Genomic DNA, 11641 nt, shown 5'->3' on the forward strand with positions numbered 1-11641 from the left:
GACGCGCTCGAGGTGGCGGCGGCACGTGCTGCTGATGAGTGGCTGACAGCTTGAGCTTGGCACTCATTCACTGGCCGCAGGTCGGGCCGCAGCGCATAGAATTCGCGCCATGATATCCGGCGCCGGGTCACGGTCTCGGTGGCTGGTGGTGCTTCCATCATGGCTGGATCCTCCGATGATTGGTGCCGCACCTGTTTCTGCCGCACCTCGAGTTTCGGGTGGTGAGGCAGATATTTGGGGTGGTGATTGCCGCACCTGCCGCACCTTGCCGCACCACCGTTTCTCACAAGCCGAGAAATCAGCGACTGCACAACTCCAGTCGTTTGAAAATCGAACGGCGATAGCGCTAAGCCCGCTGCAGTATCAAAAGCACATCCGACTGCAAGAACCCCGCCGGCGCCTGGTTGCCAGGCAAGGTGATGCGGCCTCTACTGTTTTGCGGTTGGCTACAAGAGTACCTCTCAGTTCAGCCGGGAGTACAAGCGCCTTTTTGGCGAGCCGCCGCGACGGGATGCTGACATGTTGCAGACGATTGTCGAAACTGGCTCCTGAAAGGCGTTGGGCAAGGGGATTGGATCAAAGGCCGCGTGCACACCAAGTAGATGCGTGGCGGAAAGGCGGTAGCCTCTCCCGTTACCAAAATTTGATTAACTGGCTGAAAAATATAACCGATGATCGTTCTGATGGCAGTGTCTCGGACCCGGATTTCGCAATAACATCAATGCGGACCCTTATCAGATTGGGCCTGCATCCTCATATGGGCGACACCGCCGACGATCCCGTCGCCAACCTCGCCTTCGCCATGGAAACTCACGACGTGGACCATTTTAGACGGCGCATAAAACGTCCCTCGGCTTGAAAGCGCCTGCTCGCGACTGCGATCTCCTTCACCGGACCGTAGAAAACGGGCACGCGGGTGGCGTGCCGTCCGGATGTGGACGAAAGGCAATCCCGAGCGTTGAATGGATTTCCTCATGAAAATAGAGGCCCGGCAGATCCGCCGTGAACCCCCATTTTTCATAGAAGGGCACATGTCTTCCAGACAGTAGAGCTGTCGCGGTGCTTGACGTTGACGAGTGCCGGATCGTTCAACGCTGTCCCCATCAACAAGGCACCCAATCCTCTGCCGCGCGAGGTGGATTTGACGATGATCGAAGACCATCGCCTTGCAGCGCATCGCGAAGAACCAGCACCAGACGCGTCATGAAACCACGTCAGATCGATTTGAGTGCGGTCGATTTCTGGCTAGAGGAGGATTCATGCCTCATTAGAAAATGCTCCATGGAACGGATAATCGCGATCAGCAGCAGATTGATCACCAGGTAGAGCACTCCGGCAATGGCGAAAATCTCGAAGATCGCGAAGGTCTGGCTCATCAGCCGCTTGGCATAGCCGGTGATTTCGAGCACCGTGATTGTCGAGGCAAGGCTGGTTCCCTTTACGACGAGGATAAGCTCATTGCCATAGGCCGGCAGAGCCTGGCGGATGGCGAGCGGGAACTCGATGCGGCGGAACCGCAGCATGCGCGACATGCCGCACGCCTGAGCCGCCTCGACGAGTCCAACTGGAACCGACATCAATCCGCCGCGCAGGATCTCGGATGTATAGGCAGCCGTGTTCAGCGCAAGCGCCAGGACGGCGCAGCGCGATCCGTCGCTGATCACCCACCACAGAGCCGCGTTGTCCTTGATCAGGGAAAGCTGGCCAAGCCCGTAGTAGAACAGGAAAATCTGCACCAGCAGCGGAGTCCCGCGAAAGACGGTACTGTAATATTTCGCGAAGCCCGACAGGAGCCAGTTCGACGACAGCCGCATAAGCGCCAGTCCGAGACCGAGATTGAAGCCGATCAGCACCGAAACGAAAGTCAGCGCGGCTGTGACCCATAGGCCCTTGAGCAGAACGGGAACTGCAAGCTGGATGAGGTCTATCATACTGCTTTTCTCGTCCGTAGCCTGAGCAGGCGTTCGATCCCGTCGAAGCCGACCTGGCTTACAAGCGTGATGGCGAGATAAACCACCGCCGCGATCAGATAGAAGATGAACGGATGGCGAGTGGAGTTCGCGCCGATGAAGGAAATGCGCATCAACTCCTGAAGGCCGACCACGGAAACCAACGCGGTGTCCTTGATCGTCGTCTGCCAGACATTGTTGATGCCGGGAACCGCGATGCGCAGCATCTGCGGGGCGATGATGCGGCGAAAGATCCGGGCGCCCGACAGGCCTAGCGCGCGAGCGGCCTCGATATGCCCGTCCGGGATCGCGCCCAGAGCCCCGCGTACGACCTCGGTCGAATAGGCGCCGGAGATCGCGCCGATGGCGATGACCGCGATGACGAATGCATAGCCGCTCTCCGCGACGCCGGCATAGCCGAACGCAGTCACGACCTTGGTCACGAATTCAACCGAGCTGAAAAACAGCAGGTAGATAATGAGCAGTTCGGGCACGCCGCGCACCAGCGAGGTATAGGCATCAACGAGCAGCGAAAGCGGAAATATCCGGGCCCATTTGATCAGCCCGCAGACAATGCCGATTATCAGACCGGCTGCCATGCTGACTAAACCCACAAGGATTGTGATCGACGCGCCACGCAGGATGGCGGTCACCCAACCCGCTTCCCAAACCTGCCAGAGACCGAATTCCATCTGAGTTGCCTTAGTCTGTCGTGCCAATGAGACGCATGCGCCCGGCTGTCCGGGCGCATGCCAGAATTCCAAGGCGTTATTTGCAGGGCCGGGAAATGTCCGTCTTGAACCATTTCTGGCTGGCCTTGCCGACCGAGCCGTCTGCGATCAACTCGCAAAGCGCCTTGTCGATCTTGGCCTTGAGTTCGGTGTTTTCCTGCGCGATGCCGACGCCGATGCCCTCGCCAAGCGTCGGATCGAACGTGCTCTTGATCTCAACGCCTATCAGCTGGAAGTTCTTGCCATCGGGCTTGTCCAGAAAATCCTGCAAGGCGGATTGATCGGCGAAAGCGGTGTCGATACGGCCGCTCGCCAGGTCGATCTGCATCTGGTCGAGTGTATCGTAGGTTTTCAGGTCGGCATTCGGCGCACGCTTCTCGAGGAAATGCGCGTGGGTCGTGCCGGCCTGCACGCCGACCTTCTTGCCATCGAGCGATTTCAGCAGCGTGTCGACATCGGTGATGGCGGCCAGATCAGAACCTTTGGCCGCGACGAACATGTTGGCCAGTTCGGCATAGCCGACGCTGAAATTGATCTCCTTCTTGCGGTCGGCGGTGATCGACATGCCCGAGATGATGACGTCGAAGCGCTTGGCCTTCAGCGCCGGGATCAACCCATCGAAGGCCTGCACGACGAAATGGCAGGTCACCGCGAGTTTCGTGCACAGCAAGGCGCCGACATCGGCGTCGAAGCCGGTGACGTTGCCGTTGGCATCGGACATGCTCCATGGCGGGTAGGCGCCTTCGGTACCAATGGACAGCTCGCCTTCGGCTGCCAATGCGCTGCCCATGCTTCCCGCTAGACACGCGAGCAGCGTCAAGACTTTCAGTTCCATATCAGTTCCCCTTGTTGTTGATCTTCATTGCCGTTGTCCGGTGCGAACCGGACGCTTCGAGGATGCGGCTTCCTCACAGCGTCCGTGCCAGGAATTGGCGTAGACGCTCCGAGCGCGGGCTGCCGAACAGCTCCGCTGGTGCACCCTCTTCCTCCACCTTTCCCTGGTGGAGAAACAGAACCTTGTGGGAGACCTCGCGCGCGAACTGCATCTCGTGCGTCACGAGGATCATGGTGTTGCCCTCCTCCGCCAATTGACGGATCACCCGCAGCACCTCGCCGACCAGCTCGGGATCGAGCGCCGAAGTCGGTTCGTCGAAGAGGATGACCTTGGGCCGCATCGCCAGCGTGCGGGCGATCGCCGCCCTTTGCTGCTGGCCGCCGGACAACTGACCGGGATAATGGGCATGCTTGTCGGCGAGCCCGACTTTCTTCAACAGCGCGAGCGCGTGTTCGATGGCTTTCTCGCGCGGCTCCTTCAGCACATGCCGGGGCGCCTCGATGATGTTCTCCACCACCGTCATGTGCGGCCACAGATTGAAGTTCTGGAACACCATGCCGACGCGGGCGCGAATGCGTTCGACTTGCGCCATGTCGGCCGGCCCTAGACGGCCGTTCGAGAGCGGCTTCATCTTGATGAGTTCGCCGTCGATGGCGACGTTGCCGCCGTCCGGCTGTTCTAGAAGGTTGATGCAGCGCAGGAACGTGCTCTTGCCCGAGCCTGACGAGCCGATCATGGAAATGACTTCGCCAGCGTGAGCGGTGAGATTGACGCCCTTCAGCACCAGAAGCGCGCCGAAGCTCTTGTGAAGCTCGTCGATCTGCACGGCCGGCGTCGTCGTCTTCGCCTCGCCGGCGGACACCGGATCGACCACCACAACGGCGCGAGCCGTTGGCGGTATCCGTTCGCTCCCGGTGGTCTCGTCCAACGCCACGGTCCGCAGGTCGGCCAGTGCACGATCGAAATAGCGCAGACTGCTCGACAGGCAGGTGCGCTGCCAATCCGGATCGACCGGAATGAAGGCCGAGCGCAGCGTGTCCCGGATCCGCTTGCCCAGTGGCGAGTCGAGCTTGCCGAACAGATGCAGCCAGTTGTCCGCCTGCACCGCTTCCATGACCGCCGGGCCGTCCAGCGTGCCGCATTCGACGACAAGCGGCAGCACGCGCGCGTTCGGCATTGCCTTGCGGACGGCGTCGGAGACATAGCCGGTCGCCGTCGCGGCGATGCCGGTGCCTGTCTTGGCGCCGGGGCCGGTCAGCACGGTCGACAGCGCCGGCCCGAAAATGGATTTGCCCCACGCAAGACCGTCATGCTCGGAACTCGCCACCGAAAGCAGCGCCGGATAGCCGTAGGGGCCCGCCCCCGTGTGCAGATCAAAGACGATGACTTGACGCGCCTCGCGGGCAAAGGTCTTCAGGATTTCGTTCAGCGTCCTGTTCGACCAGACCGGGCGGCCGCCGCCGTAGAACATCCCGTCGGCGAACTCATACTGGCCGGCCTCGACGATCGCCGCCAGCCCGGCATGTCCAAGCCTCCTGCGCGCTATGGCCAGCTTCTCGTCGGCCGCTATGCGGTCCGGCCCCTCCCATTCGCGGTACGCCAAGGCATCGTGGACGCCGGCATAGCCGTTGTTGACCGGAGCACTCGAGGACCAGTCGATGAAGTTGCGGTTGAGGTCGACATTGTCTTCGTTGACGCGCCGCGACCACGCCGTGCCCCACGGATTGATGAGGTGAATGGCCAGGATTGCCGTGTCATCGGGCAAGCGCCGCAGGTTCTTCTGGCCGAGCCAGGCGGTCTGGCAGGCCGAGCCGAACGGCCCCTCGACACCATGCGTGCCGGAGATGAGCACGATCAGCTTACGCGCATCGCGACGGCCAAGCAGTGCCACATCCGTCGCCAGCGCCCCGCCATCAGGCCCGTTCAGCGGATGAACATATTCAGACAGTTCCGCGCCCGCCCGCTCGGCCGCTTCGCGAAATCTTTGGCGCAAGGCAGCGAAACCACAGGCATAGGCTGGGGGGCGCTCGTCATGGCGCATGGGCGATCCCACTGGACGGCTGGCGGTCAATCCATTCATTCCCTGTGGTTCCGGCATGGGGTTACTCATTGGTGAGGTCGCTCACGTTCTTGAAGGGCAATCGGCGCTCGCTGCCGGAATGAGATGGCATGGAGGACCGGACGAACCAGGCGTCGCAGGGAAGCACCTTGTCGGGGTTCATGACCGACTGATCGTCCAGCACTCGTTTCACTCGCTCCATCACGGCGAGCTTCGTCGGGTCCGCCGTCGCCAGCAGCGAATGGATGCGTTTCGACCCAACACCGTGCTCGGCGGAAAAGGAACCGCCAATTTGCCGCAGCTGTTGATACAGGACGCCCTCGACAGCCTCCGCCATGTCAAGGCCAAGCGGGCCCTTTCGGTTTAAGATGATGTGCAGATTCCCGTCGGCCAGATGTCCGAAGACATAGGGCGCGAGACCCGGTTCGATCGCAGCGAGCCCAGGCAGAATCCTCTCTAGGTAGACCGCAATTTCCGACAGAGGCACCGACACGTCGAAGGAAGGCGCATGGGGATGGGCACGGTAGAGCACGCTGGTGTCCTCGCGCAGCCGCCACAAATCGTCCTCTTGCCGCCGCGAGGCGGCAACGATGCCGGTCGCTTCGGGACAGCGCTCCATCACTTCCAAAAAGCTCCGCTCGAAATCCTCGCGCAGCGCCTCTTCGCGCGCGCCGCCAAGCGACAGTAGCAGGAACAGCGGCTGGTCGAGCGGCACGCTAGGTTCGGACCATTCATGCGCGGCAGCGGCCAGACCGAAATACGAATTCCACATCGCTTCCGCCGCACGCAGATGCCCGGCATCCGATTCAAGTGCCAGGCGAATAGTCCGCAGAGCGGCCTCGACCGACGGCAACCCGAATAGCGCGGTGGCGCTGGCTCGCGGCAAAGGGTCGAGCTTGACCACCGCGCGGGTGACGACGCCGAGCGTGCCCTCGGCGCCGATGAAGAGGTGCTTCAGATCGTAGCCGGCGGAATTCTTCACCACCCGGGTAAGATCGGAATAGACCGATCCGTCGGCGAGCACGGCCTCGAGGCCAAGCAAGCGATGGCGCATGACGCCGTTGCGAAAGGCCATCACGCCGCCGGCATTGGTGGACACCATGCCGCCGATTGTCGCCGATCCGCGCGCCGCGAGATCGATGCCCGGCTCCAGCCGGTGTTCGCGCGCGGCCTCTTGCAGCGCTGCAAGAGTGACGCCGGCGCCGACGACGGCCACGCGTTCGACAGGATCGAGCCGCTCGATGCGGTTCATGCGCGTCATCGAAAGCACGATCTCGCCTGGCCGCGAAACGCTGCCGCCGACCAGGCCGGTCTTTCCACCTTGCGGCACGATCGGGATCTCGTTCTGGCGGCAGATGCGCACCACCGCCGCGACTTCGGCGGTCGATAAAGGCGCAACGACGATGCCGGCGCCACAATCCGCGCCATTCGAGCCAAGGTCGATCGCCCCGGCATCCTCTCCGGTGCGCACATTCGCCGCACCGACGACATCGCGGATCGCGTTGACAATCGACGGCGGCACCGCCTGGTCGGTCGAGTTCATTTGCGTTGGAGACGCGAGGCCGGTCATCTCGCCACCATTTCTTGAAGTGCTGCGATCAGCCGGTCGTTGTCAGCCGGCAACCCGATGGTGGCGCGCAGGTAGTGCTCGTAGCCGGCCTCGCGCCATGCCTTGACGATGATCCCTTGCTTCAGGAGACCGGCGGCAAGTCTCGAACTGTCACCCTTGCAGTCAAAGAACAGGAAGTTTGTTTGCGACGGCCCAACCCGGAAACTAAGGGCGGCAAGCGCGGCGGCTGCGCGCACGCGCTCGGCCCTGACGCGGCCCGCCGACGCCTTCATCCAGCCTTCGTCGGCCAGTGCGGCGATGGCCGCGATCTGCGCCGCCGCATTGACGTTGAACGGTGTCTTGGCAGCGGCGATCACCCTTGCCAATTCGAGACCCGAACAGACGGCATAGCCCACGCGCAATCCCGCCAGGCCATAGGCCTTCGAAAATGTCCGCAGCACCACATGATCGATGCCGCTGTCGCGCAGGACCTCGATGCCGTCGGGCGCGCCGGGATCGGCAAACTCGAAATAGGCTTCGTCGAGGACAAGAAGCGTGCCTGGCTGCACGGCGCCGATCAGCCGTTGCAGGCTGGAATGGTCGAGGCCCGGCCCGACCGGGTTCCATGGCGAGGATATGAACACGATCCGCGGCTCGGCCGCGATTGCCGTTTCGAGCGCGGCAAGATCGAACCCCATGTCCGGCGTCATCGCAATCTTGACGACATCAGCCCCCATCGCCAGCGGCTCTATCTCATGCAGGCCGAAGCTCGGCACTGTGGTAACGACAGAGGCGCCTGGTACCAGAACGGCGCGCGAGATGGCGGCGATCATCTCCTCGGAGCCGTTGCCGGCAACGATCAGGCCGGGATCGATCGCCAGCCTCTCGCCAAGCGCTGCGCGCAGCGCCGTGCAGGCCGGATCGGCATAGTGCCAAGGTTCGAACGATGAGGAGGCCAATGCGGCCATGACGGCGGGGGAGCAGCCATCCGGGTTCTCGTTGCTAGCCAGCCGGGCGATGTCTTGGCGGCCACTCAGCGCCCGCGCCATCGCGATGCTCATGCCGGCATTGTAGGGCGGCAAGGCAGCGATATGCGGATTGAGCGGCAGGCTCGACGCTGGTTTGACCGATTGTTCCAAATCCCGACTTCCGTTCTCCGCCCACAGGCGGCACCACGATCTTCTCAAATATCCAGGACGACTGATCCGCAGGGCCTAGAGCAGCACAGCAGCACCTCGCCTGCCCCAAGCTCGTCCAGCGGTTCTTCGAAATAGGCCACGTCGCCCGAGACCAGCCGCGACTTGCATGTGCCGCAGATGCCGGACCGGCAGCTGAATTCCGGTTCCAGACCCTGATCCTCGGCAAAATCGAGCAGCGATGCGGCGGAGCCATTCCAGATGGCCTTGAGTCCCGATTTTCGAAACTCCACGGTTGTTGCCTCGCCTGCCGGCGCGATCCCCGCCGTCTGCGCGACAACCGCAGGGATTGGTACGGCATCAGGCTCAAGCACCGTCGCCGGGCCGAAAAATTCGTAGGCGATGCGGTGCTTCGGCACGCCAAGCTCGCGCAACATGGTGTAGACCGCCCGCATGAACGGCGGTGGGCCACACAGGTAGAAATCATAGTCATCGAGCGGCAACAGACGCTGCAACACGTCCCGCGAAATCATGCCTTCGCTGTGGAAGCTCTGGTCGGCTTTGTCGCGCTCGGACGGCGACCGGTAGCAGAAATGCACGGCCAGGCCAGGCCGGGTCGTGGCAAGGCCGGTCACCTCGTTTCGCAAGGCATGCACATCGCCATTCTCGCAGGCGTGAATGAAGACCGCACGGCCGTCCGGCATCGAAGCCAGCGCATGCAGCATCGACACCATCGGCGTCAAGCCAACGCCACCGCTGAGCAGCACGACTGGACGGCTGCTCGCCTTGTCGAGCACGAAATCACCGCGCGGCCCTTCGGCCTGAAGTATGTCGCCGACTTCGATCCGATCATGCAAGAAGCATGAGCTTATCCCGTCAGGCAGGCCAGGCGCTGCTGCTGCTTCCCGTTTCACGCTGATCCGGTAGCGGCCCTTGCTGGCCGGAGAACAGGAAACGCTGTAGTTGCGCAGCACATATCCCTTTTCACCGGCCGCCTGCGGCACGGGTATCTTGAACACCAGGTACTGGCCCGGCTCGAAATCGCGCCAGTCCCGTGGATCGACCGGCTCCATATGGAACGAGGTGATGATGGCGCTTTCTCGCACCTTCGCAACCACCCTCAGGTCGCGAAATCCGCTTCTTGCGATGGTGTCGCGAGCGGTGAATGCGTTCATTCGGCGGCCGCCAATTGCTGGCTTTCACTGGCGATCAGCTTGGCCAGGTTGCGGCGAAAACGCAGCGGCCCGACATCGATCTTGAGATCGAGATTGGGTGTGCGCTTGTTGGCCATGCCTTTGTGCACGGCATTGAGCACGGTGCGGTCCTCGTCGAAAGCTCCGCGCACGGATGTGGCGAACTGGCGCGACACCTCCAGATCGTCGGGAGCGAAATTGCGCATCTGGAACCAGTAATATTTCGTCTGGTTCTCATCGACCGGCGTCATGAAGTTGTAGCTGTCCATGAGGAACACGTCGTCGTGCAGCGGCTTGCCCTCGCCCCCGGTGCGGGCCGGCACGAAAATCGCCTTGATGATCGCGTTGGAGGGGTAACGCACTTCGTAGTGCTGCTTGCGGTCGCAATTGCCGGAGAATTTGAGGAAGGGCGCATAGAACGGCGCTGGCGCGGCGTCGATCACCCAGCGCCATACGGTCACGCCGTCCTCGCCGACGGTGGTTTCGAGCGGCGCATCTTCCATAGCCTGAACACCGCCGAAGGAAGATTGATGGACCCACGACACATGTGATGGATCGAGCAGGTTGTCTGTCATGTAGAGATAGTTGCAATCCAGCGCCATCGACTCGCCGCGATTGACACCCCATGCCGGATCGCCCCAGTGGTCGACCGCAAAAATCAGCGCGGGATCGGCCTTTGCCGCCTCGCCCATCCAGACCCAGAGCAGCCCGTAGCGCTCGGCGATCGGATAGGACCGGACGCACGCGACATGCGGTATCTTTTCCGCGCCCGGCACTCGCGTGCAGGTTCCCGTGCTGTCAAAGGTCAGGCCGTGATAGCCGCATTCAACCGTGTCGCCCTTGATGCGGCCCATGGACAGCGGCAGCTTGCGATGTGGACAGGCGTCTTCGAGCGCCGCCACCATGCCGTCGGTACGGCGGTAGAGCACAATGTCCTCGCCAAGGATCCGGGTCGGAACCAGCCGGTCGGCGATCTCATGATCCCATGCGGCAACGTACCAGCAGTTTCGAAGAAACATGGCGTCCTCCCGAGCTTGTGAACGCCAAAACGAATATCTTGCGGGCCGGGGACGACATAGGGCTTGCATCTGCGTTCTATTTTAGAAAAACTAAATCAAGCTGACCCCAGGATCGTTGCCCAGGTGAAGAAACCGCCCCCGCTGCGCGCGATACAAGCCTTCGAGGCCTTCGGTCGATGTGGCAGTGTAACGGCTGCGGCAAACGAGCTTGGCGTTTCCGTCGGCGCGGTCAGCCAGCAGATCCGCAAGGCGGAAGAGGCACTCGAAGCCAGGCTGTTGGAACGGCGCGGCAGGAGTGTCGCACTTACCGCGCTCGGCCGCGTCTACCACGCAGCGGTTTCCCTCGGCTTCGAGCAGATACGCGAGGCCCAGGATGTTATCGAACGGGCCCGGTCCGCCGACACTTTGACCATCTCCTGCCTGCCGTCGCTCGCCAGCAAATGGATTGGCCCGCAATTGCTGGATTGGCAGATCGCGCATCCGGGCGCAACAGTGCGCCTGGTCGGCGCCGAGACGGAACCTCGGTTGGACACCGAAGAGGTCGACTTGCGTATTTCCTACGGCGCCAAGTACCGTGATTTCGAGCACTACACCGAGTTGTTCACCGATTGGGTTGTACCGGCCTGCTCGCCGACGCTGCTGGCCAAACATATGATCCGCAAGCCCGCCGACATTCTCGATTTGCCGCTTCTCAGCATCGAATGGGCGCGCGACCACCGCTCACCTCCGACATGGGCGGAATGGGCGGCAAGCATCGGCGCGGTGTACCGCAGGACATCGGGCGAAGTCGCCTTTTCCCTGTCGAGCGCGGCGATCGATGCCGCAGCCAATGGCAGGGGCTTCGTGCTGGCGCAACTGTCGATGGCCGCCGACGACATCGCCTCGGGCAGGCTCGTCGCCCCATTCGACAAGCGCATCAGGCTGCCGGAGCCCTATTTCCTCGCCTGGGACCGCGCGATGCTGGAGAAGCCATTTGGTCCGGAGCTACGAGCCTGGATTGTTTCGGTTTCCAAGCGACTGGGTGCAACCTTGGCAGGATAGCTGATCTGGAAGCCATGTTCTGGAAGGGTTGAGTCAAAACGAGCGGGCCAAGCAAAGACCCAATGGTGCCGACAGGCTGTCTCTATTGTTCGTTCCAGACTACGTTTTATGCGGCTTCTGGTGCACAAA

Annotated in this window: 9 protein-coding genes; 1 reads left to right on the forward strand and 8 read right to left on the reverse strand. The window is 62.1% G+C overall.

The features are described 5' to 3' along the window. Positions 1-1214: 1214 nt before the first annotated feature. The 8 genes from O7A60_RS29870 to O7A60_RS29905 all read right to left on the reverse strand — a co-directional run bounded on the left by O7A60_RS29870 (position 1215) and on the right by O7A60_RS29905 (position 10471). The gene (locus O7A60_RS29870) at positions 1215-1931 is read right to left on the reverse strand and encodes an ABC transporter permease (protein ID WP_337109277.1); all 717 of its coding nucleotides are present in this window, start codon (positions 1929-1931) and stop codon (positions 1215-1217) included. After that, positions 1928-2641, reverse strand: a complete 714-nt coding sequence (locus O7A60_RS29875; RefSeq protein WP_337109300.1) for an ABC transporter permease — start codon at positions 2639-2641, stop codon at positions 1928-1930. The genes O7A60_RS29870 and O7A60_RS29875 overlap by 4 nt, the downstream gene beginning before the upstream one ends. A 76-nt stretch (positions 2642-2717) precedes the next feature. Further along, positions 2718-3515: a transporter substrate-binding domain-containing protein gene (locus O7A60_RS29880; protein ID WP_337109278.1), complete on the reverse strand. Its 798-nt coding sequence runs from the start codon at positions 3513-3515 to the stop codon at positions 2718-2720. Between the two features lie 73 nt (positions 3516-3588). Beyond that, the gene (locus O7A60_RS29885; protein WP_415926873.1) at positions 3589-5556 is read right to left on the reverse strand and encodes a DUF2817 domain-containing protein; all 1968 of its coding nucleotides are present in this window, start codon (positions 5554-5556) and stop codon (positions 3589-3591) included. Between the two features lie 61 nt (positions 5557-5617). Further along, positions 5618-7144 (reverse strand): FAD-binding oxidoreductase, encoded by a 1527-nt coding sequence (locus O7A60_RS29890; RefSeq protein WP_337109280.1) that lies wholly within the window; start codon positions 7142-7144, stop codon positions 5618-5620. After that, positions 7141-8262 carry an aminotransferase class I/II-fold pyridoxal phosphate-dependent enzyme gene (locus O7A60_RS29895; protein WP_337109281.1) on the reverse strand — a complete coding sequence of 374 codons (1122 nt, stop codon included), beginning with the start codon at positions 8260-8262 and terminating at the stop codon, positions 7141-7143. Before O7A60_RS29895 ends, O7A60_RS29890 begins: the two co-directional genes overlap by 4 nt. Before the next feature lie 44 nt (positions 8263-8306). Further along, the gene (locus O7A60_RS29900) at positions 8307-9434 is read right to left on the reverse strand and encodes a 2Fe-2S iron-sulfur cluster-binding protein (RefSeq protein WP_337109282.1); all 1128 of its coding nucleotides are present in this window, start codon (positions 9432-9434) and stop codon (positions 8307-8309) included. Then, on the reverse strand, positions 9431-10471 hold the full coding sequence (locus O7A60_RS29905) for an aromatic ring-hydroxylating dioxygenase subunit alpha (RefSeq protein WP_027143781.1): 1041 nt from the start codon (positions 10469-10471) through the stop codon (positions 9431-9433). The genes O7A60_RS29900 and O7A60_RS29905 overlap by 4 nt, the downstream gene beginning before the upstream one ends. A gap of 123 nt (positions 10472-10594) precedes the next feature. Here O7A60_RS29905 and O7A60_RS29910 point away from each other — a divergent pair, with 123 nt between their 5' ends. Then, on the forward strand, positions 10595-11512 hold the full coding sequence (locus O7A60_RS29910; RefSeq protein WP_337109283.1) for a LysR substrate-binding domain-containing protein: 918 nt from the start codon (positions 10595-10597) through the stop codon (positions 11510-11512). Positions 11513-11641 lie beyond the last annotated feature (129 nt).

It is taken from the genome of Mesorhizobium salmacidum (SeqCode), assembly GCF_037179605.1.
Lineage (GTDB): Bacteria > Pseudomonadota > Alphaproteobacteria > Rhizobiales > Rhizobiaceae > Mesorhizobium > Mesorhizobium salmacidum.

What these genes read in the sequence shown, in the direction of transcription:
- O7A60_RS29870 (WP_337109277.1), bottom strand. Translation starts at nt 1,931, where the DNA reads ATGATAGACCTCATCCAGCTTGCAGTTCCCGTTCTGCTCAAGGGCCTA.
- O7A60_RS29875 (WP_337109300.1), bottom strand. Translation starts at nt 2,641, where the DNA reads ATGGAATTCGGTCTCTGGCAGGTTTGGGAAGCGGGTTGGGTGACCGCC.
- O7A60_RS29880 (WP_337109278.1), bottom strand. Translation starts at nt 3,515, where the DNA reads ATGGAACTGAAAGTCTTGACGCTGCTCGCGTGTCTAGCGGGAAGCATG.
- O7A60_RS29885 (WP_415926873.1), bottom strand. Translation starts at nt 5,556, where the DNA reads ATGCGCCATGACGAGCGCCCCCCAGCCTATGCCTGTGGTTTCGCTGCC.
- O7A60_RS29890 (WP_337109280.1), bottom strand. Translation starts at nt 7,144, where the DNA reads ATGACCGGCCTCGCGTCTCCAACGCAAATGAACTCGACCGACCAGGCG.
- O7A60_RS29900 (WP_337109282.1), bottom strand. Translation starts at nt 9,434, where the DNA reads ATGAACGCATTCACCGCTCGCGACACCATCGCAAGAAGCGGATTTCGC.
- O7A60_RS29905 (WP_027143781.1), bottom strand. Translation starts at nt 10,471, where the DNA reads ATGTTTCTTCGAAACTGCTGGTACGTTGCCGCATGGGATCATGAGATC.